Annotated in this window: 28 protein-coding genes; 17 read left to right on the top strand and 11 right to left on the bottom strand. The window is 64.3% G+C overall.

Translation table 11 applies throughout. The annotated features are described in order from the left end of the window. Window positions 1-208: 208 nt before the first annotated feature. The 3 genes from LFT43_RS09040 to LFT43_RS09030 all read right to left on the bottom strand — a co-directional run bounded on the left by LFT43_RS09040 (window position 209) and on the right by LFT43_RS09030 (window position 2,701). Window positions 209-1,057, bottom strand: coding sequence for an esterase/lipase family protein (locus LFT43_RS09040; protein ID WP_395802437.1), 849 nt, complete (start codon window positions 1,055-1,057; stop codon window positions 209-211). A 766-nt stretch (window positions 1,058-1,823) separates the two neighbouring features. Then, entirely contained in the window at window positions 1,824-1,988 is a 165-nt protein-coding gene (locus tag LFT43_RS09035) for a hypothetical protein (protein WP_395802435.1), read from the bottom strand. Next, window positions 1,985-2,701, bottom strand: a complete 717-nt coding sequence (locus LFT43_RS09030; protein ID WP_395802433.1) for a response regulator transcription factor — start codon at window positions 2,699-2,701, stop codon at window positions 1,985-1,987. Before LFT43_RS09030 ends, LFT43_RS09035 begins: the two co-directional genes overlap by 4 nt. 244 nt (window positions 2,702-2,945) lie before the next feature. Here LFT43_RS09030 and LFT43_RS09025 point away from each other — a divergent pair, with 244 nt between their 5' ends. The 8 genes from LFT43_RS09025 (at window position 2,946) to LFT43_RS08990 (ending at window position 9,500) form a co-directional block, all read left to right on the top strand. Beyond that, complete coding sequence (locus LFT43_RS09025) at window positions 2,946-3,071, top strand: hypothetical protein (RefSeq protein WP_395802431.1); 126 nt, start codon at window positions 2,946-2,948, stop codon at window positions 3,069-3,071. 70 nt (window positions 3,072-3,141) lie between these two features. After that, window positions 3,142-4,272 carry a tetratricopeptide repeat protein gene (locus tag LFT43_RS09020; protein ID WP_395802429.1) on the top strand — a complete coding sequence of 377 codons (1,131 nt, stop codon included), beginning with the start codon at window positions 3,142-3,144 and terminating at the stop codon, window positions 4,270-4,272. 338 nt (window positions 4,273-4,610) lie between these two features. Then, complete coding sequence (locus LFT43_RS09015; protein ID WP_395802427.1) at window positions 4,611-5,063, top strand: SRPBCC family protein; 453 nt, start codon at window positions 4,611-4,613, stop codon at window positions 5,061-5,063. Between the two features lie 40 nt (window positions 5,064-5,103). Next, window positions 5,104-5,610, top strand: coding sequence for a hypothetical protein (locus LFT43_RS09010; protein WP_395802425.1), 507 nt, complete (start codon window positions 5,104-5,106; stop codon window positions 5,608-5,610). 261 nt (window positions 5,611-5,871) lie between these two features. Then, entirely contained in the window at window positions 5,872-6,669 is a 798-nt protein-coding gene (locus LFT43_RS09005; RefSeq protein WP_395802423.1) for a YncE family protein, read from the top strand. A gap of 236 nt (window positions 6,670-6,905) precedes the next feature. Continuing rightward, window positions 6,906-7,892: a YncE family protein gene (locus LFT43_RS09000; protein ID WP_395802421.1), complete on the top strand. Its 987-nt coding sequence runs from the start codon at window positions 6,906-6,908 to the stop codon at window positions 7,890-7,892. 871 nt (window positions 7,893-8,763) lie between these two features. Then, window positions 8,764-9,051 carry a hypothetical protein gene (locus LFT43_RS08995; protein ID WP_395802419.1) on the top strand — a complete coding sequence of 96 codons (288 nt, stop codon included), beginning with the start codon at window positions 8,764-8,766 and terminating at the stop codon, window positions 9,049-9,051. Next, the gene (locus LFT43_RS08990; RefSeq protein ID WP_395802417.1) at window positions 9,036-9,500 is read left to right on the top strand and encodes a hypothetical protein; all 465 of its coding nucleotides are present in this window, start codon (window positions 9,036-9,038) and stop codon (window positions 9,498-9,500) included. Before LFT43_RS08995 ends, LFT43_RS08990 begins: the two co-directional genes overlap by 16 nt. 335 nt (window positions 9,501-9,835) lie before the next feature. Here the strand turns inward: LFT43_RS08990 and LFT43_RS08985 are convergent, their stop codons facing one another. Beyond that, window positions 9,836-10,072: a hypothetical protein gene (locus tag LFT43_RS08985; RefSeq protein WP_395802415.1), complete on the bottom strand. Its 237-nt coding sequence runs from the start codon at window positions 10,070-10,072 to the stop codon at window positions 9,836-9,838. Between the two features lie 37 nt (window positions 10,073-10,109). Further along, the gene (locus tag LFT43_RS08980) at window positions 10,110-10,667 is read right to left on the bottom strand and encodes a hypothetical protein (protein ID WP_395802413.1); all 558 of its coding nucleotides are present in this window, start codon (window positions 10,665-10,667) and stop codon (window positions 10,110-10,112) included. A 742-nt stretch (window positions 10,668-11,409) separates the two neighbouring features. Here LFT43_RS08980 and merA point away from each other — a divergent pair. Then, window positions 11,410-12,855 (top strand): mercury(II) reductase, encoded by a 1,446-nt coding sequence (gene merA, locus LFT43_RS08975; protein WP_395802981.1) that lies wholly within the window; start codon window positions 11,410-11,412, stop codon window positions 12,853-12,855. 145 nt (window positions 12,856-13,000) lie between these two features. Here merA and LFT43_RS08970 read toward each other — a convergent pair whose 3' ends face one another. Beyond that, a complete protein-coding gene (locus LFT43_RS08970; RefSeq protein ID WP_395802411.1) occupies window positions 13,001-13,684 on the bottom strand; it encodes a haloacid dehalogenase type II in 684 nt (227 codons plus the stop codon). A gap of 208 nt (window positions 13,685-13,892) precedes the next feature. After that, window positions 13,893-14,141 (bottom strand): hypothetical protein, encoded by a 249-nt coding sequence (locus LFT43_RS08965; protein WP_395802409.1) that lies wholly within the window; start codon window positions 14,139-14,141, stop codon window positions 13,893-13,895. A 367-nt stretch (window positions 14,142-14,508) separates the two neighbouring features. Between LFT43_RS08965 and LFT43_RS08960 the strand changes: the two genes are divergently transcribed. Next, window positions 14,509-15,150 (top strand): metalloregulator ArsR/SmtB family transcription factor, encoded by a 642-nt coding sequence (locus LFT43_RS08960; RefSeq protein ID WP_395802407.1) that lies wholly within the window; start codon window positions 14,509-14,511, stop codon window positions 15,148-15,150. Window positions 15,151-15,160: 10 nt separating this feature from the next. Further along, window positions 15,161-16,450 carry an MFS transporter gene (locus LFT43_RS08955; protein WP_395802405.1) on the top strand — a complete coding sequence of 430 codons (1,290 nt, stop codon included), beginning with the start codon at window positions 15,161-15,163 and terminating at the stop codon, window positions 16,448-16,450. Window positions 16,451-16,841: 391 nt separating this feature from the next. Here LFT43_RS08955 and LFT43_RS08950 read toward each other — a convergent pair whose 3' ends face one another. Beyond that, window positions 16,842-18,164, bottom strand: a complete 1,323-nt coding sequence (locus LFT43_RS08950) for a carboxypeptidase-like regulatory domain-containing protein (RefSeq protein WP_395802403.1) — start codon at window positions 18,162-18,164, stop codon at window positions 16,842-16,844. A gap of 343 nt (window positions 18,165-18,507) precedes the next feature. On the opposite strand from LFT43_RS08950, the gene LFT43_RS08945 reads away from it, so the two are divergent. From LFT43_RS08945 to LFT43_RS08930, 4 genes are read left to right on the top strand one after another with little or no spacing between them, the layout of a single operon-like run. Further along, window positions 18,508-19,266, top strand: coding sequence for a prolipoprotein diacylglyceryl transferase (locus LFT43_RS08945; RefSeq protein ID WP_395802401.1), 759 nt, complete (start codon window positions 18,508-18,510; stop codon window positions 19,264-19,266). Then, window positions 19,263-19,604, top strand: a complete 342-nt coding sequence (locus LFT43_RS08940) for a hypothetical protein (RefSeq protein WP_395802399.1) — start codon at window positions 19,263-19,265, stop codon at window positions 19,602-19,604. Before LFT43_RS08945 ends, LFT43_RS08940 begins: the two co-directional genes overlap by 4 nt. Then, window positions 19,601-21,220, top strand: a complete 1,620-nt coding sequence (locus LFT43_RS08935; protein WP_395802397.1) for a radical SAM protein — start codon at window positions 19,601-19,603, stop codon at window positions 21,218-21,220. Before LFT43_RS08940 ends, LFT43_RS08935 begins: the two co-directional genes overlap by 4 nt. An 8-nt stretch (window positions 21,221-21,228) precedes the next feature. Beyond that, window positions 21,229-21,603 carry a hypothetical protein gene (locus tag LFT43_RS08930; protein ID WP_395802395.1) on the top strand — a complete coding sequence of 125 codons (375 nt, stop codon included), beginning with the start codon at window positions 21,229-21,231 and terminating at the stop codon, window positions 21,601-21,603. Between the two features lie 132 nt (window positions 21,604-21,735). On the opposite strand, the gene LFT43_RS08925 is transcribed toward LFT43_RS08930, so the two are convergent. The 3 genes from LFT43_RS08925 to LFT43_RS08915 form a co-directional block, all read right to left on the bottom strand. Continuing rightward, the gene (locus LFT43_RS08925) at window positions 21,736-21,945 is read right to left on the bottom strand and encodes a hypothetical protein (RefSeq protein ID WP_395802393.1); all 210 of its coding nucleotides are present in this window, start codon (window positions 21,943-21,945) and stop codon (window positions 21,736-21,738) included. 89 nt (window positions 21,946-22,034) lie between these two features. Further along, window positions 22,035-22,655, bottom strand: a complete 621-nt coding sequence (locus LFT43_RS08920) for a hypothetical protein (protein ID WP_395802391.1) — start codon at window positions 22,653-22,655, stop codon at window positions 22,035-22,037. Window positions 22,656-23,227: 572 nt separating this feature from the next. Further along, window positions 23,228-23,347: a restriction endonuclease gene (locus LFT43_RS08915; RefSeq protein ID WP_395802389.1), complete on the bottom strand. Its 120-nt coding sequence runs from the start codon at window positions 23,345-23,347 to the stop codon at window positions 23,228-23,230. Between the two features lie 323 nt (window positions 23,348-23,670). Between LFT43_RS08915 and LFT43_RS08910 the strand changes: the two genes are divergently transcribed. Both LFT43_RS08910 and LFT43_RS08905 read left to right on the top strand, forming a co-directional pair. Beyond that, window positions 23,671-23,898, top strand: coding sequence for a hypothetical protein (locus LFT43_RS08910; RefSeq protein ID WP_395802387.1), 228 nt, complete (start codon window positions 23,671-23,673; stop codon window positions 23,896-23,898). A 490-nt stretch (window positions 23,899-24,388) separates the two neighbouring features. Then, a complete protein-coding gene (locus tag LFT43_RS08905) occupies window positions 24,389-24,883 on the top strand; it encodes a PaaI family thioesterase (protein ID WP_395802385.1) in 495 nt (164 codons plus the stop codon). Window positions 24,884-25,457 lie beyond the last annotated feature (574 nt).

Here is a 25,457-nt window from a genome sequence, read left to right as displayed (position 1 = left end):
TGGAGGGTGTTCAGAGTCTGGCAGAGGTGGCGGGCCAGGCAGCGAGCTGAATAACAGCGAGGTCTGCACCTCCAGCGAATCAGAAGACAGCACCCACTATCCGCTGCTGCGAGTTATCTAAGCCGCATGGAGTTCGCCAACGCTGGCGAAGCCGCCGTCGGGGCCGGTATCGGCCGGGACCGATACCGGCCAGACGGGATCTCCCCCGCTACACGCACTCCGGGCGATACGTCGGATCTGCGGGGCCGCTCTGGAGGAGCGCGTTGGAGACGAGGGACCACACGTTTGGATCGTTGGGAGATTGATCGTGTTCGAACGTGTCGAGAGGGCAGTAGTCCTGGAGAACAAGGTTGGACACTTGCTTCACCGGCCCAACAAGAGCCTGGCTCGTGTAAGGGGTAACGACCTCGTCGTAACGGGTCGAGATGACGGTGTAAGAAGGGCCAGGTACGGTGTCGCCGATCGAGTTGAGCTCGGCCATGAACGCAGACCCGGCATGCTGGTCCGCGCAGGCCTGGCACAGGGTGCTCGTTGCGGTCGTGTCGAGAATCATCCCCGCGGGCGACGGCGCGATGAGGCCTTGTGTGCCGTGGTTTGACGGCGCAATGCCGACGAGGTGGTGCACGTACTTGGCGCCGCCGAGGAAGCCGATGTAGTACCGCGGCATCATCCCGCCTTGGCTGTGCCCGACGAGATCGACCTCCTTTGCACCCGTCGCGCCGAGAACTGATTTCACGAACGTCGCAAGCTCAGCTGCGGAGTCTCGAATTGCCCCGCTGGAGGGGACATTGTTGACTACCCCGTAGTTGAGCGCGAAGACGCAGTACCCCTGGTCCTTGAGCACGGGTGAGAGCAGTGCCCAGTTCTTGTACATCGTCTCGAACGTTCCCGGGACGAGGACCACCGGGTACGGATGCACGCTCGACGGCTTGCACGTCCAGTCATTGGCTCCGGGCGGATCTGGCGAGATCGAGTCGGCCTGAGCCGCGGGTGCGGCGAAGAGTCCAATCGTGAGCGCCGCGGCGGCGAGCACGGCAGTGAGTCGGAATCGGCGCATGGCCTTGCCTTTCTTCTGGCCGCGAACCCCTATGTCCGCGGCATCCCTAGTTACTTTGAGGTAACCTACTGGCGGGTTGCAATAGCGTGCGAAGATGATGGGAAAACGTGCACTCGCTCGTCGGACCTGTACCGGGTCGAATGCCACAACAGTCACAGGAGTGGCCACAGGTCTCATAGATCCAGGGCTGAAGACACACGAGAGTCCAAAGCACGCACATCCTTCCAGTCGTCACGATAGGCAGCCTTGAGAGCAGGCCGCGCGCGAGGCTGCCCTCTCAAAGCTCACGGCAGACGGAACACGGATGGGACAAGGGGCCTGCGCGTGGAGAGGCACCTCAGCAAAAGCGGCCACGGACCACGGCCTAACCGGTGCAACCAAGCGCCGCCTGGCTTAGCAAGCGTTGTGCCCGACGCACCGAGAAGAACCCGTGGGGCTCGCACCCATCAGCGCGTCCGCGGGTGCGGAACGCCCGCCGCCCTGGTCCATGTCCTGATATCTGCCACAGATCCAGACCCATCCGAGCCGCCGTCAACAGCAGTGCCGCAGCCGAGATCCAGACGCCGGCGATCTGCCGGCACAGGCCTGCGACCGCCGGTCGTCCTCCATGCGTCCTCTTCCCCTCGCTCATGGGGAAACATCTTAGAAGCCAGGAACGACAGACAACCGGCCCCGCCTTGGCAGCCCTCGTGCGTTGTGCACCCGCAGGACCCCGGGACTGCCGGCCGCAGGTCTCTCAGCGTCCCGTCAATGTGCCGAGACCCACTCATTCCGTGGCCTTTGCGTACACCATCTCGGCATCCAAGTCATTCCACGCCAAAAGGTCCGAGGGAAAGAGCTTCAGGAGAAGCTGGCTCGTTGCCTGAAGGTAGGCGTTGCGGCTGGGCAGGCGCATCGGCTCGGCGGCAAGATCAGCGGCCGGATCCATCATTCGCCCCTCAGCCGCCTGAGAGCGTCGATCCGGTTGGTGCAGCCGAGCTTGGCGTACGCATGCTCCAAATGCTTGGCCACGGTCCGCGGGCTGGTGCCGAGCAGGTGACCGATGGCGACGCCTGTGAACCCCTTCCCGAGAAGTTGCAGGATCTCGCGCTCCCGGGCCGTCAGAGAATAGCCACCGCCGTGTTCTTTGCCCGATAGCTCTCCGCCGTCCGCGTACGCCTGTTCGAGGAGGCGCAGCATCGGCTGGAGATGACGAGCCACTTCGACCTCATTGTCGCTGAAGTCATGCCCCCAGCGGTTCATCGACCACCCACGGAACATATGACTGCTCGGACCCGCGGTCATGAACACAAGCTGCCGGTTCACATCCGAGAACGACAGACCCTCCCGGAATGCCCGGGTCTGATAGAGCTGCCGGTCCGACACAAGGTCGCTGAGACGCCGCAAACCGTTGCTGGGCTCACGCTGGAAGCTCATCACAACAGGGTGCTCCGCATAGAGTTCGAGCAGCGTCTTCGGGATATCGACGCCCGAATGCTCGGGATAGGCACGAACGTCCGACTCTTGGGTCCAAGCGTCCACGTCGTTCCAAGCCGCGTGCTCGGAGGGAAAGAGATTCAGCAGAAGTTCGCTCGCCGCGACGAGGTACTCGTCCCGGCCGGACAGGTGCATGAGTTCTGCTGCAAGCTCGGCGTCTGGATCCATCGCATGTCTCCGGAATCCCGGCTCCCCCCGATGGCATGACCGTAGCAACCGCGCAGTGCACGCACAAGTGAGAGTTGCTCTATTTCTTCAACACCGGAACTGCCCGGGATCAATACGCAAAAGAACGTATGTTCCGAGTCTCTTCCCCCCGAGAAAATGATGTCAACGGAGTTGTCTCCCCCTGGCCCGGCGGTTCTGACCCGACCTTGTAGACCCAATCCCTAAAACCACTAAGGAGAACAAGATGAAACCCGTCATCAAGCGCGTCCTGATCACCGCGGCAGCGGTCGTCGGCGCCGTCGTCGCCTCTGCTGGCCCCGCCCTCGCCGGGGTTGGGATCAACCACTCCGAGCCCCTCAGCCGACGCTGAGAGCTCCTCGGTTCGTCCGCCCCGGCGTCCGGCCCTGCCGAGCCGGAGCGGACCCACGACCCCCGCAGTCATGTTCAACAGATCGAAGGCCCTGCGGGCCGCCCAGAAGATCCTCGCCGCATCGGCCCGGTGCGACGCCCTCAAAGGCGCCCGCTTGGGACAACTCGCCCGTGAGCTTCCGCCCCCGCACGGGCTCCGCACGGCGGCTAGGCGCGCAAGCGTCCTCATGGACCTCGCTACGGCCGCTTCCCGGGAACACGACCACCCGCACGCCATCGCGCTGCTTGACGAGGCGGAGCATCTGTTCGACTCCGTCCGTGCCTCCCCCGGGCGGAACCGCTGGGTCGCCGAACTCCTCCTGAGGCTCGGTGACGACCTAAGGTTCGCTGGCCGCTATACGGACTGCGGCGAGGCTCTGACCCGGGCCGAAAAGCTCGCAGACGCCGACACTGCGTATCCCCTCCGGCTGGCCTCCGTCCTGAATGCCCGGGGCATCTTGGCCAAGGACACGGGCCACTACGACGCCGCCCTCGCCCACTACGGGTCTGCCCGGTCACTCATCGAAGCCGAGTTAGGTGAGGACCACCCGGCATTGGCCGCCGTCCACCACAACCTCGCTGGCCTCCTGCACGCCCAAGAACGCTACGCCGACGCCGAGGAGCCTGCACGGCACGCGGTCGCACTCCGCGGGCAGAGCACTTCCCCGGACCCTGAGGGGCTCGCCGCCGACTTGTCGGTGCTCGGTTCCGTCTTGCTCGGGCTGGGACGCCTCGACGAAGCCGAACAGGCCTACCTCCAGTCGAAGACTGTCTGGATGGAGAGGTACGGCCCGGGGCACTACGAGGTGGCCGTCCAGCTCAACGGCCTCGCCGCCGTCCACCAAGCCCGAGGCGATTTCGAAGGGGCCGAGCGCGACTTCCGGCAGGCCCTGCACACCAAACAGCGGGTCCTGGGCGCCGGGCACCGTGAGACGGCTGCACTGCTGAACAACCTCGGCGCCCTTGAGATGGACCGCGGACATCCGGACGCGGCTGCGCAACTATACGGAAAGGCGCTGCTCGCTTTCCGGAAGGCCCTCGGCGACGACCATCCAGACACGGGCCTGTGCGCAGAGAATCTGGTGCGTGTCAGGCGCCAAGCCGGATCGCGGCCGGGGCTTGGTGACCACGGCAATGAACACGGAGCCGCCGTTGTGCAGTGACCATTCCGGGCGGAAAAGCCCCGATGCCCCTTTCAAACTGAAACCCACAGTGAAAGGTGAAAGCGATGGAGAACAAGGAAATAGTGCGACGTTCGTATGAGCTGTTCGCCGAGGGGAAGCTCGCCGAGGCCGCGGAGTTTTATGCCCATGACGCAATCCCAACCAACGGATGAAGAGGCGGCCGCTCCCGCAGCGTTAACCAATTGTCGTGGGAGGGCACCCAAAACGGTGGACGAAATACACGTAGGCGACACTCGATACGCCCTAATGACTGGAATGGTAGACCGGGCCAACATCGCCTTGCCCAAATGGAAACTAACCCGAAGGAGAACAGACAAATGCCCATCACCGACGAGAGTATCGTCATCCCCGTCCCGCCTGAGGAAGTCTTCGACTACCTCAACGACCCCACACACCTCGCTGAGTACGACGCCACCATCCTGACCAGCGAACTCGAAGGCGACGGCCCGGTCCGCGTCGGGTCGCGGTTCAAGGGCACGAGCAAGATCCTAGGCCGCACCTTCGACTGGGTCGTCGAGGTGACAGAAGATGAGCGCCCCACGAAGCAGACCATCAAGTCCGTGGAGGGGAAGATCGACTTCATCGGTACCTACACCATGACCCCCGAGGCCGGGGGGACCCGGTTGAACTATCGCCTCGAATCCGGCGCTGGCCTCGGCGGAGTGTTCGGCCGCGTCGCCGATGTGCTCGTGAACAAAGCGTACGCACGGCAGACGCGCGCCAACCTCGCCACCCTCGCTGAGATCCTCACCGAGCACGGGGAAGGATAGGCCGGCTCAGATGCTACTTCCACACGCCCGAAGGGCTCTGATGAAAACACAGACCGCATTGGGCGTCTCCGCAGCGCCCGAGGCGGTCTTCACCCCGGGGTCGCCCGGGTCGTGGACCGCCCCGGCGCAGGTCCAGTCGCTCAACGGCTCGGTTCTTTCGGGAGCGCTCGGGATGGCGGTGGCACAGGGAACGCACACAGCTGCCATCATTGGCGGCGAATACAGCCTCACCGCGGCCGCTCTTCCCAGGGCATCCGGCGCCGGAGCCACTCCTGCCATCAGCAACTGGGTCACCTGCCCGACCGGAGGTGACTGGCCGCCGGTCAATCAGCCTGCTGAGCCAGCCTTGACCGCGTACCAGTCACCGAACACCGGGGACGCCATCGCCCTCATGGTCAATCAGGGCGTACTGATTCGGGGAGCGACCCAGATGGCCGTGGTGGACCTGACCAAGATGCTCGACAGCACTACAGTCCCGGCCAGGGGCAACGTCTGCACCAGCGGGACACTCCCATCATCGGCGGTGAGCTTCATCGCGCTGCCCTAGCTGCTGTCCCGAACACCGGTCGTCGAGTTCTTGCAACTGAACACCGAAAACCCCAGCGCCTCCGCTTCCCAGCCCTCTCGCAACGGCCGGGGAATCATCCCCACCGCACGAGAGGAATGAGGAGCGGAGGCCGCGCCCAAAGAATCGAGCCAGCACCATGCCCACCCTCGATGAGAGCATCGTCATCCCGGTCCCGCGCGAAGAGGTCTACGACTACATGTGGTCTTCGACCACTTCACCACCCGAAGAAGGAAGATTCCCATGAAATCAGCGTTCCCCGCGTCCGCACCGACAGCGCGAACGCGACACTGCGCGCTCACGCTGAAGCGCGTCTCGGCCGGGCTGCTGCTGGCAGCAAACCTCGTTTTTCCCCCCGGCCTGGCCCCGGCAGCTGCGGCGGTAAAGTACGTCACCCACAACATCGCCGCCGGGCAATACCCGATGGGTGTGGCCGTGGACCCGGGAACCCACAACGTCTACGTGCCCAACGAACTGTCGAATACGGTCACCGTCATCAACGGCTCGTCGATCATCGCCACCATCCCCGTGGGGCAATACCCTGTTGGCGTTGCCGTCGATCCCACCACCCACACCGTCTACGTCGCGAACCTCACCACTGCCGACGACCCCGCGGTCAACGGCAGCGTCTCGATCATCAGCGGGACCTCGGTCACCGCGACCGTGACAGTAGGCTCCGGCCCCAGAGGCATCGCGGTTGATCCGACGACCCACACCGTCTACGTCACCAACCTCAGCAACAACGGCCTCCCCTACAGCAACAGCGTTTCGGTGATCAACGGGAACACGATCACAGCTTCTATCCCGATGAACTATCCGATGCCTTGGGCCGTCGCTGTCGATCCGACCACCCACACTGTCTTCGCCACCGTGTCCGGAACCTCTTTGGGCAGCTTCATCGAGGTGATCAACGGGACGAGTGTCACCGCCGACGTTCCCGCTGGGAACTACCCGGTCGCAGTGGCCGTGGACCCGACCCCGCACAAGGTGTACGTCGCGAACGTCTACGACGCAAACCTCACGGAATTCAAAGGCAGGTAGACCGTGTGAATCGGAGACCGGGAGGAGGCGGCAACCGGGTTGCGAGCCTCCCGGCCGTCCGGTCGTCAGACCGAGCCGTTTCTAGCCCGCCGCAGTGGTCCCGCCAGCACTTTTGGACCCGACATCAGCCGCAAGGACAGGCCGACGAAGAAGGCGCTCCTGGATGGCCTAGACATCGTGGGGAACAGCCCACCGGACATAACAGGCACAACAACTGCAAGAAAGGTCGAATCCTCATGCGTGGTTTTCAAACCGCCCGTTTCAGCACTGCAGCAGTTCTAGCTGTAGGACTCGCTGCAGCGGGAACCGTCACCCCCGCTTCCGCAGCCCAACCAGCCCCAACCGTCATCAGCACCATCACCCTCGGGCCGAGCGGCGCGAATATCAATCCCTTCGCTGTAGCGGTGGACTCCAGTAACCACACCGTCTACACCACCGACGACAACAGCGACTCCGTGACCGTGATCAACGGATCCTCTGTATCCGCGACCGTCCCCCTCGGGGCCAACGCCGACCCGTTCGCAATAGCGGCAGACCCCCGGAGCCACAACGTCTACGTCACCAATCCCCGCTACAGCACCGTATCTGTGATCAACGGAACCTCGGTCATCGCGACCCTCGCCGTGGCCAGTACGCCACAAGGGGTAGCCGTGGATCCGGGGAACGGCACCGTCTACGTCGCCAACCAGGGAAACGGCACCCTGACCGTCATCAACGGCACCACCGTGACCGGCACGATCCCCGTCAGCAGCTACCCCTACGGGGTGGCGGTGGACTCGTCAACCCACACCGTCTACGTCACCGATCCCCTCGCCAACACGGTTTCGGAGATCGACAGCACCACCGTAACCAATACCGTCCCCGTCAGCAGGCAACCATACGAAGTGGCAGTTGATCCGGGAACCCACACCGCGTATGTCACCAACTACCGAGACAACAGCGTCACTCTGATCAACGGAACCACGGTCACCGCCAGCGTCAGCGTCGGAAACTACCCGTTCTGGGTAGCAGTGGACCCCGGAACCCACACCGCTTACGTGCCCAACAACGGCGGAAGCGGCACACCGACAGGCACGACGGTGTCCGTGATCAACGGCACCTCGGTGACCAGCACCATCACCGTGGGCAACGGCCCGGACGGCGTGGCGGCGGATCCGGTTACCCACAAGGTCTATGTCGCGAACTACAGCGACAACACGGTATCCGTCATCAAAGGACATTAGGGGGAAGCGCTGACAAGGCGGCCGCATTAGGTCTGGGATGCTGACGCTCCCGCCCAGCCACGGCGTCCTACCCGACACGCCCACCTTATCCATCCCTGCGGAATCGGCAGTGCCAGCGTCGCTGTCGGCCCCAAGTGGGTTAGCCTCACCCATCACTCGAGGGCGAACACTCACGAATGTTCATCACCCGCAAAGAAAAGCCCCGTCGCCTTCAGTCTGCTGCGAGGTAGGAGGGATGGTCATTGGACGATAGTCAGAAGCCCCGGCGCCCCGACCCGATTCGCAGACCGTAAGCGAACTCGTCCAGCACTCCGCCGCGCCTGATAAGATCCGACGGCGTCGCCCCAACCGTCGGCCGAACAGGGTTCTCCACACCTGCTCCTGTGAATGTCGATGAATCTTATGAATCCTGTGAATCGACTGATTGGTGCGACCCGGGTCGAGTCTGCGCAGGAGTACCCGGAAGTCCTCGAGGAACTCGTCACGCCCGATGACAATCTCAGGCGTGGCGCCTGAGATTGCACTCGCCCGGGTCCACCATCGGGTGATCGCAGGGCGTTGGCGGGAACAGTTTTTGTCCGCAAATGGTCCCGCTCCCGTTTTCACCCGGGATCTCGGGCACAATCGACGGCCGCGCCTGGAATGAATTCATCGACTACTCCGAGACGGGCACCCTCAAAACCCATCTGACGACCGCCGCATACATCGTGGTGTTGTACTTGACGGGAATGAGGCCCCGTGAAATCCAAGGACTCGAAAGGGCTGCTGCGGAGCTGGAATCAGGTCGCTACCTGATCTACGGTCGTGTTTATAAGACGGCCTCGACGACGGGAACCACGTCCCGCAGGGAACAATTCGCGATGTTCCTTGGGTGGCCATCGAATCGGTGGTCCGGGCCATCCGCACACTCGAGAGTCCCGACGGGTACCTGTTCGGTGGCCTGCCGCCCGACACGATGAACATGCGCATCGAGAAGTTCATCGCATGGGCTTCGAACCTCGCCGAGAGCCTGGGCTGCCCTCACGAGACTGTCCCTGAGGATAAGTATGGGTCGATCGGGGTCTCTCGTTTCGCCGGACGCTGGCATGGCACATCGCCACACGCCCGGGCGGGCTTGTCGCCCTCGCGGTTCAGTACGGCTACATGCGCACCGCCATGAGCGCTGGCTGCGCGTCCCGGGGCCGGAACGGAATGCACAACTTGCTGGACCTGGAAACGCCTCTCGCCTCTGCCGACGCGCTCGCCTCACTCTCCCCCGATTTCGCGGGCACGATCATCAACGCGAGGCAGGCCCGTGCGCTTCTTGAGAACCCGTCGCTGACCGCCTACGACAACCCGTCCGCGATGCTCATGTGCGTCTACAAACCAGACCGTGCCCTTTGCAACCGCATGACTAGCGCGAAGCACCAAGCCTGGACCGATGCGTCCCCTCCTGCGCGAACATCGCACGAACCGATTCCCACGCATAGCTCATGCGACAAGAGGCAGAATCCATGGAAAGGCAGGCCACGACGGCCCCCGAGCCTATTGGGCACCGGCTGGGAAGCCCGGGCCCGGCGGCTCCGTCCGGAAGCCGATCAGCACGACCGTTCCCGCATCATCCCTTAGGAGACCGAATGAACCCCACGCAGGACAAACGCACCCGCATCCAGGCGGCCATGGAGCGAATCCTCGTTTGGGAACCCGGGTAGATCCAACGGGGCCCTGACCGTCGTGGCCCTCGCCGCAGAAGCAGGGATACCGCGAAACGCACTCAGCCAGCGGCACATCGCCAAAATGAAGAACTCCGACGTAGACTCGCGGAGAGGCGCGGTCCATGCCATCCGCAGAGGCTGATGCAAGGATCCGAAAGGAGGCGCCCTCCTCATGAACTGCACCTTCGCCTGGAAACCGTGGCCAATCCCATCATCTGATGCCGTCTGCAGTCCGTTCGGGTCCTTGGCTTACGGGTTGCCGCCCGAGTCCAGCCCTACCTTGCGGCGGCGCAGGAAGGCCAGTATTTTCACGGCCCGGCGGGCAGGCCCGGCTGTGGTGCGTTCACGGATGTCGGCGATGGCAGTTGTCGGCCTTTCTGCACGGCATCCGTAACCCCTGAACTGGATGCAATGCAACTTCGTCTCCGGGCCGCGCCCGCGGAGGATGGCGATGCCTCGGACGCACCCGGGCGCCACGTTAATCACGGCGCCAGAGGGTACATCCCCGGCTTCAAGGGGTTTGCTATTGCTGGATGTAGACGTTCGCCCCGCTTTCCGGCACGGACTTGTTGAAGTTGATCACATCCTTGACGTTGACCCGCACGCCCTCGACCACCGAGGCTGGAGGATTGCCCAGCTCGCATTCGACCGTGATCGTCATGGGCAGGTGCACGCTGGGATCAGCATCCGGCGTCGCTACGGCCGACAGCGTCAACTTGCCGCCGAAGAACGACGCCGGCAGACCCTGAGGTGTCGCGTCGCCATAGGATTGGAAGCTGATCAGCTTTGTCACGGCGATTGTTCCGGTAATCGTCTGTCCGGTTGCAACCATGTGATGGGCGAAGGTGCCGCCTCCGGTGGCGGTGCGGCCGACTGTATCGAAGGTGCCGGTGGCGATGACTGTCACCACGTCGCCGTTGTTCGCGATTGCCTGGTTGCCGGCCGGGAACCCTAGGCTCTGGACGAGGGCGTCGCCGACGTGGTACTCGAACGAGCCTTTCACGGTGCTCGCCCCCGCAGCACCTGCCAATGACAGCACCAGCAGCGGCACCGCCAGTAAGACTGCAACTATTTTTCGCATGGTTTCCTCCTGAGTTTTTCGATTGCTATGTTGTGGGTCCGAAATCAAAGGCTTCCGGAGCTGAACGTTGGTGCTCGTTCGTCGCGATTGGCCGGTGCCACGAACTTGGCGCCCCCCGGGCAAAGGATTGCGCGGCTAACATCGACGTTGGTGCAGACGAGAGCAGCTCTTCACGTGGGACAGAGGCGATGAGGCCGCCTGGAAACATGGCCGATGCCAGCATCGGCGCGCACGGGAGGCCCGCCCTGATCCTGTTTGCCGGGGCTGCGTCCACTTCACGACCAGCAATCACGGTTCTTCATCCCGCTTCCACTCGCCCCAGCGCTGCAACCAGTAATGTCGCGGCTGACGCAAGGCGGGGACGCTGTTCGTAACTTTAGAACGGCGGACACCTGCCGTCGCGAGTAGTTCCTACTCGTTTTCCCGGCGCCGTACATGGCAGGGTGCCGCCATCCGCTACTCAACAACACGGCAAAAATAGCGCCGATGTGGCCTCGAGGGCATTACCGTACGTTCTCGCTCCCTGATAACCCCGAGCCCTGGAAGCACCCTTTGCCGGTCGGACTGTCGCCGGTCTCCAAGCACGGCTTCACCTTGGCGCCGGACTCTTCACCAATTCACGGGTCACGCTCTCTTGACCTTCCTCCGGAGGGCAATGTGCAGACTGGAGAAGGTCCGGGTACACACCACCGGCAACCGGGACGGCGAGTTGCGGGCGGCCGGCGACGACTTTGGAGTTCTCATGAGCGCGGCAACGGTTTTTGATTACGATCTGGCGGTGATCGGTTCCGGCGGGGGCGCGTTTGCGGCCGCGATCCGCGCCAGCAACCTGGGCAAGCGGGTGCTCATGGTGGAGCGCTCAACGGTGGGCGGCACGTGCGTGAACACCGGATGTGTGCCGTCCAAGGCCCTGCTGGCTGCGGCCGAAGCCCGCCACGTGGGCCTGGATGCCACGGGACGCTTCCCGGGCATCGGCACCTCCGCCGGACCCGTGGACATGCCGGCGCTGATGGAGGGCAAACGGACGCTGGTCGAGGGGATGCGTTCGGAAAAGTACGTGGACCTGATCGCCGATTACGGGTGGGACCTGCGCCAGGGAACTGCCTCGTTCGCCGGAACCCCTGCCGACCCGGTCCTTCGGATCAGCTACCCGGACCGGCCCAGGGAGTCCGTCACCGCCGCCCACTACCTGATCGCCAGCGGCTCCGCCCCCTGGGCACCGGCGGTACCGGGCCTGGAGGAGACCGGATACCTGACCTCCACGAGCGCGATGGAACTGCAGGAGGTACCCGAATCGCTGGTGGTGGTCGGCGGCGGCTATGTTGCCCTGGAACAGGCCCAGCTCTTCGCCCGGCTCGGTTCGAAGGTGACGATGCTGGTGCGCTCCCGGCTCGCGTCCGCGGAGGAACCGGAGGCGTCACTGGCGCTCATGAGCGTGTTCGCCGACGAAGGCATCCGCGTGATCCGCCGGGCCTTGTTGTCCTCGGTGCGCAAGGATGACGCCACCGGCGGGGTCATCGCCACCGCCGACGTCGCCGGCGGGCGGGAAGAGTTCCGGGCGCACCGGCTGCTGGTCGCCACAGGCCGCCGAGCCGTCACCGATGCCCTGGACCTGGATACAGTCGGGGTCAAGACCGGAGACCGGGGCGAGGTCCTTGTCCAGCCCACCCTAGCCACCTCGAACCCGAGGATCTGGGCCGCCGGGGATGTCACCGGGCACCGCGAATTCGTCTACGTCGCATCCTCCCATGGGGCCCTGGCGGTCGAGAACGCGTTCAACGACGCGGGCCGCGAGGTGGACTACCGCCACCTGCCCCGTGTCACGTTCACCAGCCCTGCCCTGGCCGCAGTCGGACTCACCGACAAGGAAGCCAACGGCCAGGGCATCAGCTGCCAGTGCCGAATCCTGCCCCTGGAATACGTGCCCCGGGCCCTGGTGAACCGGGACACCCGGGGCTTCATCAAGATCGTCGCCGACAACGACACCGGCAAAATCCTGGGCCTGACCGCCGTGGCCAAAGACGCCGGGGACCTCGCCGCCGCGGGCGTGTACATCCTCAAGGCCGGAATGAGCGTGGAGGACGTCGCAAACTCCTGGGCCCCTTACCTGACGATGGCCGAAGGCATCAAGATCGCCGCCCAGTCCTACACCACCGACATCTCCCGCCTTTCCTGCTGCGCCATCTGAACAGGCACGGGACATCGGACCCGGGCCGCCAGGGACAGGATCAGGAGCGGGACGCCATCACGGATGGCTGTTTCCCGAAGCCGGTGCGGTTCCTATCGCGCCTTGATCTCATCACTTCTCAGCGTGTCGGCTGCCGACCTCGCGCTCACGTCCTTTTGCCGGCCAGGACGGTGGGTAGTTCTGTCAGGAGCATGACGGTGTGGTCCGGTGGGGTGAAATAGCCGGGGTAGGGCGCGCCGGTGCGGTTAATCCAGGCCGTTTGCAGCCCTGCTTTTGCTGCTCCATGGATGTCCCAGGGGTGCACGGCGACCAGCAGCATCTCCGAAGGGGCGGTGCCGCTGGCCTGTGCGGCGTAGCCGTAGGACGCCGGAGCCGGTTTCCAGGCCGGGGCGTTTTCGACCGAGAGCAGGGCCTCGAACGCGTCGCGGATCCCGGCAGGTTCAAAGAGCTTCTCGGCAACCGTGGTTGAGCCGTTCGTCAGGGTGATCAGCCGGTAACCGGCCTGTCGCAGTGCCCGGACGCCGTCGGGGACCTCGGGGTGCAGGCCCAGCGAAGCCATGCCTTCCACGATGTGCTCCACGGCCGGGCCCAGCTCGCGGTTGAGGCCTGTGCCGGTGAGCAGGCCGCGCAGCGCTTCTGCCCCGATCTCGGCGAACGTGCCGTTGTCTCCGGCCGCGGTGAGGGCGAATCCGTCTCTGAGGAGAGTGGCGAACCAGAGTTTGGCCACCGTGGCCGGGGCACCGACCTCGGTGAAGCGTTCTGCCATCGGCGACATGTCCGACAGGGTTTCATTGACGTCAAAAACAATCACTAAGGGGTTCGTGCTCACAAGCTTCTCCTTCAAGGCATCGGCTGCGGTCCAGGGGTACTACTCTGCCTCGTTCCCGCTCCGGATGGTAGGCGGCTGAACCGGTCACCGGGGGCGGTACGGGTCAGTGCAGGTAGTCGGCGAATTCCTTTTCGAAGTACCAGGCCGCGTCGCGGTTGGTCCTGTGATCTGCATTGGAGAGAGAGGCCTCTCCGTCGGCCTCCTTGAGTCAGCCAGGACCGGCGTCAGCGCGGCCCTGGAACCAAGGTCGACCACGCGCCCCACCCCTTCGGCGGACCCGGAGCGCAGCAGTCAGTGTCCTGGTCAGTGCTGGCCGCGCGGCCAGAACTGAGCCGATCGCACCCAGGGCGCCGGTAACGATCAGCAGTGTCAGTTCGCAATACAACAGGGGAATCAGAATGAGTCCAAGGGTGGACAGGATGCCGCGCCCGCCCTCACCTCCACTGTATGTTGACACGCCACCCCCTCGATCCGTGGCCGGAAGGATAGCTGTCCTCCTGCAACTAAAGTCTGCACCTTCCACTGCAGTGGAAGGTCAAGGCCGGAGGCAGGTCCAAGACTCTGTGTCGGACGCGTTCGCGGGCCTGGCCGTTAGGCGGTGGCCCACCGGAGAATGTTTGTTTGGGCCTCTTTTACTGCCTTCCCGCTCCCGCTGATGCTCATCGCCGGCCCCTCTTTGGGGCTGAATCGTCTCAGCCAAACAATCCAAACCATCACTTAGCCCAAGGCGTCGCCGGGACCAAAAGGGCTCCCGTATCTGCGACATGATCCGGGCTCCCCCTTCTGATACTGTTCCAGTAATCGCTGGAACATTGGAGTAAACCATGAATCAGGATGCTTACGGCCACGTGGCCCGCATTGGCAAGGCCATCGGCAATGGGAACCGGCTCGAACTTCTTGAGTTGATGGCTCAGGCCGAGCAATCCGTTCACGATATGGCGCGCATGTCACGCATGGGCGTTACCGCCGTCTCATCCCACCTGCAGGTCCTGAAGAACGCCGGTCTGGTGCGCACCCGTCGGGACGGCGTTCGGATCTACTACCGCCTTGCAGGACCCGAAGTGGCCGGGTTGTTCGTATTCATGAAAGATGTTGCGGCGCGATTCCTGCCGGCCCCTTCCGCGGCCGACAGTGCGACGGAGGGCAGCAGCTGTGACATTGCGCCCCTGATTCACACCATCGATGAAGCCGGCGACGCATTCATGCTCGACGTTCGCCCCGCCCATGAATATCTGGCCGGCCATTACCCGGGAGCTGTGTCCATCCCTCTGGATGACCTGGCCTCACGGATGGACGAATTACCACGGGACCAACGTGTCATTGTCTATTGCCGGGGTGAGTTCTGCCTTCTGGCCCGGGACGCCGCACGCCTGATGCGCGACAAAGGCATCGATGCCTGGGCCATGGACGAAGGCGTCCTTGAGTGGCGGGCCGGCGGCAGCGTTGAACTGACGGCCACCGCGTAGGGCCCCGGCCATGCAAGAGATCTCAAACCGCCTGATCCAGTCCTACGCCCTCTCACCGGAACGCCGGCATGCGCTCTACCGCCGCACGCTCGTCGTCGTGATCCTTTCCCAAATCTTTGGCGGAGCCGGCCTCGCCGCCGGCGTCACCGTCGGGGCACTCCTGGCCCAGCAAATGCTCGGCACCGCCGGACTCGCGGGCCTGCCATCTGCCCTGTTCACCCTCGGATCGGCCGGTGCAGCCTTTCTCGTCGGACGCATTTCACAACGGAGAGGCCGCCGCGTCGGGCTCTCCGCGGGCTTCATCGCCGGCGGCATCGGAGCCGCCGGGGTCGTCCTCGCAGCGGTCACGAACAACGTGACCCTGCTGTTCGTCGCCCTCCTCGTATACGGGTCAGGGACGGCCACCAATCTCCAGGCCCGCTACGCCGGAACGGACCTCGCCCCGGCCCGGGGCCGGGCAACCGCGGTCAGCATGGCGATGGTGTCCACGACCCTGGGCGCCGTCGCCGGTCCGAATCTCATCACGCCCCTGGGCGCCTTCGCAACGAGCCTGGGGATTCCGGCCCTGGCCGGACCATTCCTTCTCGCAGCCGCCGCCTACATCCTGGCAGGCATCGTTCTGTTCTTCTGGCTCCGTCCCGATCCTCTCCTGCTCGCAACCGCGATCACCAACCAGGATCAGGCGGCGGCTGCAGCAGCTCCTGACGCGCCGTCCCGGCCCGAACCGCCGCTGAACAGCCGCGGCGTCACCGTCGGCACCACGGTCATGGTCCTGACACAGGTGGCCATGGTCGCGATCATGACCATGACGCCGGTCCACATGCGGTCCGACGGCCACGGCCTCACCGAAGTCGGCATCGTAATCGGCATCCACATCGGCTTCATGTACCTGCCCTCGCTGGTCACCGGCATGCTCGTCGACAAACTCGGCAGGGTCCCGATGGCGATCGCCGCAGGCCTGACTCTCCTTGCCGCCGGGATCGTGGCGGCAACAGCGCCGGCACAGTCAATGATGCAACTGATGATCGCGCTGGCACTGCTCGGACTGGGCTGGAACTTCGGACTGATCAGCGGCACCGCCCTCATCGTCGATGCCACCCCGTTGGAAACACGTGCCAAGACACAAGGGTCGATTGATGTCCTCATTGCCCTCGCCGGCGCGACCGGGGGCGCCCTGTCCGGAGTCGTCGTCGCAGGCACCAGCTACGCCACCCTGTCCCTGGCCGGAGGGATCCTGTCCCTTTTACTGATCCCCGTAGTCATCTGGGCACAACGGACACGTCCGGCTCGAACCGGCTGAACATACACCTAGTTGAGGCGCCCCGGGACGGGTGATTACCGCACAGCTGGCAGAGACGGCCGGGGCATTTCTAGCCGACTGGTGTTGGCGGGTGAGGCCGGCGAACCGGGCTATCTGCGGCGGGAGCTGCTGCTAGATCCGACCTACCGCAAGACCAAAGCGCCGTTGCCCTTCTGCTCGGCACCCCGAGTGCCAACCCGCCCGCGGTCCATTGACCACGGCAGGAGTTTCCGTCGACGTACAGCAAGACACCGGACCGACACTCGATCCGCACTCCCGGGTGACGGCAACGGCCGCCGACCGGCCTGGATGATATCGGGTTGTCGCTGAACCCGACCGGCCCACGTCAGGGGAGAGCGCCGTTTCGGTCCGGGTCTCAAAGGACACGAAGTCACGGAGCACCGACCAATACGACGTCTATGCCGTTCATGGCTTCCCCTGCACCCACCACGACCGGCGTCGCATTCGCGAAGCTCCCGTCGCCGCCGTAGTACCGGGACATGACGGGCGTTCCCTTACCCGCGAAGTAAACCTTGTAGGAACCGGCAGCTAGTCCGATGATCGTGTACGTCCCGTCGGCCTGGACAGTCGCTCCACCGCCGACGCCGGGCCCACTTGACATTACGGAGACAAAGATCTGGCTCACATCAACGCCGTCAGGGACTGTCACCGTGCCGCTGATCGTTGCACCGGGTACCAGCTCCACGTCAATGCGCTCCTTGGCTTCCCCGGCAGCCACCGTCACGGGGATCGCGTTCGCGAAGCTTCCATCGCCGCCGTAGAACCGGGACACAACATTCTGCGGCATTTCCTTTTGGGATCCGAAGTTGAGCTTGTAAGAACCGGCGGGCAGCCCGACGACCGTGTAGCTCCCGTCGGCGTTCACCACCGTACCGCTCCCGACGCCGACGCCTGGCCCGCTTGGGAGCGCGACCGCGAAGATCTGGCTCACGTCGATGCCCTCAGGCACCGTCACCGTGCCGCTGATGGTCGCGCCCAGCGCCATTTCGACGTCAATGGCTGCCCGGGCCTCCCCTGAAGCCACGACCACCGGTGTCGCGTTCGCGAAGCTTCCGTCGCCGCCGTAATACCGCGGCACGACGTTCTGCCGCACGCCATTCGGATCCGCGGGGAAATTGCCGAAATTGACCCTGTATGAACCGGCAGGCAGCCCGACAACCGTGTATGTTCCTTCTGCATCCACGGCCCCAAACGAGGGACTGAAGGACCCGCCCGACAACGAAAAGGCGGTCGCGCTGATCTGGCTCACATCAATGCCGTCAGGCACCGTTACCGTGCCGCTGATGGTGGCACCAAGCACCAACTGCACATCAATACCGGTTTTGGCCTCGCCTTCACGGATACTGACCGGCGTCCCACCGGGGCTTCCGTCGCCGTAGAACCGGCTGACAACGTTTTGTCTGACGCCGTTCTCATCCGGCCCGGCCTGGAAACTCACCGGGTACGAACCGGCCGGCAACCCGGTGACGGTGTAAGTCCCATCAGCATTTGGATGCGTTGGGTTAACTACATCCGGTGTATGGAACACGACCACCGCGATCTGGGTCACGTCTATGCCGTCCGGCACCGTCACGGTGCCGCTGATGGAACCGGTGCCGGCGGCCTGCGCCGGGACAGCGCTCCCCAAGGTTGCAAGAAAGAGGAGAAGAATCGTGATCAGCGCGAGAGCTCCGCGCTCTGGCTTGGTTTCCATGGGTTTCCCCACTGTGGAATATGCGTTTCCTAAGGCGCCTGCAGGCACGGGTCTGTCTGCAGGCGATCGGCCGCTCAGCGGGCTTACGGCGGCCGGGACAACAGCCATGACCGGAGTGTACGCGTCCGCCAACAGCACCGCGCGAGTGGTCGACACCTGTTTCCGGAAGAACCGCTTCGCGGACTGCTTGGCCACAGGACTTGACCTTCGCCGCCGCAAAGTGGCGCCCAGGCGGAACCAGTGCCCAGCCGGCATACCCGGCCCCGGGCTGTCTTCTTCGACCGCCTAGTTAATGACCGCGCCCGCCTGTTCTCGTGGTGACCGCGGGTACTACACTCTCCTCATGATCGGGCTGCCGTTCGCGGGCGATGGACTGGTGCACGGCTTGTTCATGGGCCTGGGCATCTCGATCGCTCTGCTGTTCTACGCCTACGAGAAGCGTCGCCGTGGCCTCACCGACCCTCGGTTGTGGACGGCTGCGGGGTTCGCGATCGCTTTCGGGGCCATCGGGTCCCGTTTGCTCACCTGGGATTTCACCCGGCAGGCGTCCCTTGAGGACTGGTGGACCTATGGCGACCGCAGCATCCTCGCCGGTCTGGTCGGCGCCTGGCTTGGCGTCCACCTGGGAAAGCGGCTCACCGGCTACCGAGAGTCCACCGGTGATCTGTTCGCGCCCTCGGTTGCGTTGGCGATGAGCATCGGGCGCGTCGGTTGCCTTCTTACCGAACTTCCAGGTACCCCGACCGGTGGAGGCTGGGGCATCGTGCTCACTCCGGCTCAGGCGGCTCTGCTCGGCGGCCGCGCCGGGATCGGGCTCCACCCGTCCTTTGCGTACGAGATCGTTTTCCACGCGACCGCATTTGCCCTCATGTGGCGTTTTCGGGATCGCCTGCCCCGCCCCGGAGACCTCTTCATCTGTTATGTCGGCGCGTACGCAATGTTCCGGTTCGGGGTGGAATTCGTCCGCGGCAACGAGGTGCTTTGGCTCGGGATGAGCCGGCCGCAATGGTTCCTGCTGGTCATGCTCCCTCTGCTGATCCGCCGGGTGCGGCAGGTGTTTGCAGGACCACGCTACGTCGTGCGGAAGGGAAGAGCAGCGTGAGCGAGAACCCCCCGGACATCCCCCAACCCCCGCTCCCGCCGGCCCCGGAACCCGGAGAGCCACCGCGGCGCCCGGGAGGTTCCGTGCTCCTTGGAATGGGGGGCGGAGTGGTGACGCTCTTCCTGCTGGGCCTGCTGGCCGCGGAGACCGCAGGGGCCACGCGCGGATTCACCGCATGGGTTCCGTTTGTCGCGTACCTGACCCTGTCCATAGTGCTCGCGGTTCGGCCCCGCACCTCGCGCTTCGGCGCGGGATTGCTGATCGCGACCGGGGTCTGGGTGCTCATCGGCGCCGGCATCTGTGTCACACTGCTGACCAACCCGAGAGGTTTCCAATGAGCTCTTCATCCCCCACGGACTCCAGACGGGCACCGCTCGGTCCGGGCCAGCCGCTGCGCGGTGACCGGATACACCGCTACGTCACCGCGTTCTGTCCGCGCTGCCACGAAACGAACCCGCCGCTCGCGCAGGTTCGGCGGCTCTCCGGGGCTCTCCTCGTGCGCGATGGCCGCGTATGGCTGGAACGCGGCTGCCCGGACCACGGCCTCGTGCGCACCCTGTACGACGAATCACCCGAAATCCTGCGCTATCTGGAGAAATGGCAGGCGCCTACCAAGGAGCACATCCCGGACGAGGCCGACAACTACCGCCCGGTGCCCGAAGCGTACGCTTACGGGCTTCCCGCGATGCAGACGCAGCACACCTGCATCCTCCTGCAGGACGTGATCGAGCACTGCAATCTGCGCTGTCCGACCTGCTTCACCGCCTCGGGCCCGCAGTTGCAGGGTGTCGCGCCGCTCGCCGAGGTCCTTGCGAACGTCGATGCCCGGCTGGCCCGGGAGAACGGGCGCCTTGATGTGCTGATGCTCTCCGGCGGCGAGCCCACCCTCTACCCCTACCTTGCCGAACTGCTGGACGAGCTCGTCGTCCGGCCGATCGTGCGGATCATGGTGAACAGCAACGGCATGCTCATCGCGACTGACGACGATCTGCTCGCACTTCTGGTGAAACACCGCGAACGGGTCGAGGTGTACCTCCAATACGACGGCCCATCCAAAGAGACGTCGATCCATCATCGCGGGGGCGACCTGACCCGGTTCAAGGACGCAGCGATCTCGCGCCTGTCCGAGGAAGGTGTCTTCACGACTCTGACGATGACGGCGACCCTCGGCGTCAACGACGGCGAAATCGGCGCCGTCGTGATGCGTGCCCTGGAAACCCCCTTCGTCGGCGGAGTCGCACTGCAACCGGTGTTCGGCTCCGGGCGCGGGCACGGCATCGACCCCATGGACCGGCTGACCCATACCGGTGTCCTGGCGCGGCTCGCGGAACAAACCGGAGGGGTGGTCTCTTGGCACGACCTCACGGCGCTGCCCTGCTCGCATCCGCATTGCGCATCCGTGGGCTACATGCTCAAGGACGACTCGGGTGTCTGGCGGTCACTGACTGCACTGATCGGGCACGATCAGCTGCTCGCCTGGTTGGAGATCGACCCGGACAGCATCGCCAACCGGATCGCCGACAGGGCGATTCCGCTCAATCTGCGCTCGATCATGAAGTCCTCGCTGCTCGATCTGCTCAGCGAACAATCATCGCTGTCACACCCGAGCGCCGGGGATCTCTGGAAGAACATCTGCACCCAATGCGACCTCGGCATCGGCACGCTTGCCACCCTCGCGGCCGGCGCACTCCCGGGCCAGCACCAGCGCCTGCGCAGGCTCCTGGCCGAGCGCGTCACCCGCATCACGGTGAAACCGTTCATGGACATCTCAACCATGATCGAAGAGCGGCTCAGGCAATGCTGCATCCACGTGGGAACCAAGAGCGATACCGGAAAGCACCAATGCGCGCCCTTCTGCGCCGTCCAGGCGTGGCCGGCGTTGGCCAGACAACGGATCAGCACCGCGACCGGCCTGCCCCTGCCCCTGCCCCTGCCCACCGTGCGTCAGAATTAAGGAGGATGATGAGTTCCGAATCCGATGCCCGGCGCATAGCAAAAGGCTCCCCGCCGTCGCAGCTGGTAGGTGAGCAGAACGCCGACCAGCCGGAATCCTTGTCGCAACCCTTGTCGCCGCCGCAAGGCCCGTCGCCGTTTGATCCCCTGAACCTGTGCATCTTCGCCACCATCGCCCTCCTCGGATGGCTGGCCGGACCTGTCGCCGTGATCGTGTTCTCCGCCATCGGGTTCATCGGCTACGCGAAAGCCAGACAGGCGGGCCTGAAGAGATCAAAATGCTACCTCCACGACACCCGGCTGGTGCTTGCCTACCTCGGCATCCTCACAGTCGCCGGCCTCTGGGGAACATACATGCTGGCGGCGCACTTCGGCGGCTTCTGACTCCGTTGCTGCAGAGGAAGGAGTCGAGGCAGGATGGCAGCGTCGTCCAGGTAGAAGATCAGGATGACGTCAGTGCAGAATGCACGACAGGGCGCAGTCCGGGCAGGGGAAGTCGCTGAACTTCCCCTGGGACTAGTAGCCACGGATGGTGGCCAGCGGTGCGAACCCGGCACGCTCAAGCATCCGGAGGGAGGAGGGGTCCGGATCGGTGGAGACCCAGGAGGCGACGGCCACGTACCGGCAGCCGGAGGACTTGAGGAACTCAAGCCGGGTCTGCAACAGGAGTTCCGCCTCCGCCCAATTCGGGGGCTTGGGGTAACCATGGGTGGAATAGTAATTCATGGTCTTCTTCCCCAGAGGTTTGGCCCGTATCTCCATCGACTATCTGTGCTGATGCTCACGGCCTGCTTCCAACGTTTAGGAACAGGCCCTCAGAGGCCGCTGGCCCGTGCCACTTCGATGAGTCCTTTTTTGGCCTGGTTCGAAGACAATCCGCCGGGCGCGTCCGTCGTGTAGTCCAGTTTGAACTCATAGACCCAGGAACCTTTCCATACCACTAGGAGAATGCTCATTTGCGGCATGGATACTCTTGGCGACGGCAAGGTTTCGCCGGGCGGAGGAGGAATCGTGATCGGGGAAGGCACGGGCAGCTGGCGGAAGACCGCGCTGTCTCCAAGCCCGGACATCGGAGTGCCAATCGTGTTTCCTGGTTCAGGCATTCCGCCCACGGGTGGATGCGCGGGATCTAGGGAGGTGGGGTGGAGTTGGTACGTCGACGCGTACATGGATCCTGCCAGCTGCGTGTCGGCAGTGAAAATGCAGCCCGGCGGCCCTTGAGCTGGAGGGGCGGGGAGTCTTCCATAGCCGTCGGCCACATGGGTGTCCAGACCGAATGCGGTCTTGACTGAGGCTGCTGTGAGCCGACCGCATGGATCAACGCCTGCTGGGGCGTTGTAGTTCGGTGGCGCGCACGCTCCGAGAAGGAGCAGGAGGGACGTCGCGGCCAGTGCCAGAGGGAACGAGCGTCCACGTGTTGATGCCTGATATTTCATTGGCCCCTCCTCAGCGAAGCCGCCAGCTGGCAGTTCAATTATTCAACTTTGCCGTGGGCTGCCCTGTCCAGTGAAGGCGCCGCTGGTGGCCGCGCGCCAGAGTGCTGGCCGCCCGCTGCCTTTCTGTACAGATTCCCCGGGGCACTCTTCCGGGCCGGCGGCCGGAGGGAGAGTTGGGAGTGGTCCAGATTTGGACAGCCCTCAGCAAATTTCGGCCTGCTAACCAGAAACGTGATCGGACTGAGAAAGGTCTGTCTCGACTTCGCGCGCCCCAAGCTCAACGGTGACGCCGGAAAACGGGGGTCGGGGCAACCCAGCCAGAAACGTACAGCTTCCGAACGGAGAAAGCCTCGTCATGAGTACGGACGAGGCATCCCTGGAAAGAACCAGCCGTGCGCGCCTCTAAACTTGAAACATCCGCATCAATTGCGGTTCCAACTATCGGGGTGCAGTTCAAATTCGCCGGTCCCTCATAACGCACACCAAAGAGGCGGCCCAGGGGTTAGCATTTTCGGTGTGGCCTGCTCGCCGTCCTCGGTACAGCATGGGCCATGCAGCCAATGTTGGGTTGGCTAGCCCGCCTGATTCCCTAGGTCAACGAGCACGGGGCCATCGACCAGCACGACCTGGTGCATCTCGCCTATATTCCGTGCTGCCTTCGTGAACGTCGAGGTCGTGACAAAGATCCCCATTTCACCACTTCCAGATCGTCAAGGACGCACTCAAAAAACTCCCGGCCGCACACCGGCCCGGGCGGAAGATCATGATCCGCACCGACTCCGCCGGCGGCACCCACGAGTTCCTGCGCTGACTCACCGCTTGGCACCGGAACCTGGGCTATTCGGTCGGGTTCCCGATCCATGGCGCCGTCGAAAACGTCCTGCCCCTGGTTCCCAAGGCTGCCTGTCCGCCACAGGCTGCAGGCCCGCTGCGAGGACCGGATCCGAGCGCCAAGGACACCGGACCGGCGAACCTGCCCCTGCACTCCTTCGCAGCGAACACGCTCTGGTGCCACGTGGTCGTGCTCACCGCCGAAATCACCGCCTGGGCGCAGCTCCTCGCCTTCGATCGCATCCGCGCCCGGCGCTGGAAACCCAAGAAACTCGGGGCCGGGATCTTCGAGATAGCCGGCAAGATCAGCCGCCACGCCAGGCAAGTCACCGTGCATCTGGCCGTCCCTGACCCCGAAACAACCCTGCTGACAAAAGGCCTCACCAGGCTCAGCACCATCACCCCGCCATAACCGGCAACCGGCAACCGAGCCAGAGAACCGCGAATCGAAGGAAGCATCCCGGGATGCAGTGGAACCTTCCGCGCCCAGCCGCCATGCTCAGCGGGCACCCTGTCGCACCATCAATACCGGCCTCAAAGCCGCCTAACAACCCTCAACCCCGAGAGTCAACGAAATCCGGGGCAGTCCCAAGGGATCAATCCGGACATGCCGTTTCTGTGTCACCGCCCGCGCCCCGTTGCCGACTAGAGAGTGTTCGTGCGCGCCAGTCGGGGAAGATTGGCAACGGCTGCAGGGATGAGCGCACGGCAACGGTCGGCAACCCGTAACCTCGAAGCGCTCCTGCGCGAACGCCCCTGCGACGTCGACCGGTACCCAGCCGAGGTGGTTGCCGCCAAAAGCTATGTGGGGGACAGTATAGGAACAGATCGCGAGAACCACTGGCTGTTGGTCACACCGGCCAGCTCCAAGCGGACCACGAGAGCGACGGGAGGGCGGAGCAATGACGAGCGGCCAGCGGATGGTGGAATGGGAAGACCAGAGACCCGGTTGGGCGTCCCTGACGACGATGAGCGGACTGGACTTCCTCCGGGCCATGATCCGCGGCGAAGTCCCCGATCCCCCTATCGTCTCGCTCTACCGGATGAGGATCGTCCGGGCCGACCCCGGAGAGGTGACCTTCGAGTGGGAGCCCGACCAGTCGCAGTGCAGCCCGAACGGCCGTGTCCTCGGCGGCGCGCTCTCCGGGCCCTTCGACTCGGCCCTCGGCTGCGCGGTGCACACCACCCTCCCCCGCGGACAGGGGTACACGTCTATCGAGATCAAGATGAACTACCTGCGCCCCATGCAGGTCGGGATGGGAGTGCTCACCTGCGATGCCAAAGTGACGAAACCCGGCAGCCGCGTCGCCTTCGCCGAGGCCATCGCCACGGACCCGACCGGCAAGCTCATCGCCACCGCCAGTAGCTCCTTCCTCGTCTTCCCACTCCCTTCCTGAACACCCCATCGGCAACGGCCTCCGCGGGCGCGCGCCGCCCCTGCGATCACACAAGCGCTGCGTCGAGCCCGGCCGAGGTCACCTATATAGCATGCCGCCATGGAGGTTGGCCTGATCCGCGCAGCCGGCCCCGACGATCTCCCGGCAGTCGCCGCGCTCCAGTGACAATGGCTGGTCGAATAGAACGGGTCCGTCGCTCGCTGCCGGCCACCAGGGTTACTGGCTGGCGTGCTGGCGCTGATCGGTCTGCCGATCACCCGCCGTTTCGATCACTGACCCCCACCGGTTGCGTCAGAGGGCCGACCAATGCCGAAGTTCTCGCCGGCCCCTTAAAACTGATCTTCCGTAACGATCCTGTCAGACGCCGAATCTGAGGCAGGCTCGTATCTCGTTGTTCGTCCCCAGGTGGGGCGCTGAGGCAGTGACCGGGCGCTAAGCTATCGACACACCCTCTTGGCTCGGAGTTCACTACACGACGTGAGAGGTAACGGAAGGCGCGAGATGACCAGCGAAGACTGGGAACCGAGGATCGGCAGGGAATCCACACAGACGCTCGAGAGCGCCTACCAAACAT

The sequence above is a fragment of the Arthrobacter sp. FW306-04-A genome, from assembly GCF_044358315.1.
Lineage (GTDB): Bacteria > Actinomycetota > Actinomycetes > Actinomycetales > Micrococcaceae > Arthrobacter.
The sequence above is the reverse complement of the archived record's forward strand: the minus strand, read 5'-3'. Positions and strand labels throughout refer to the sequence as shown.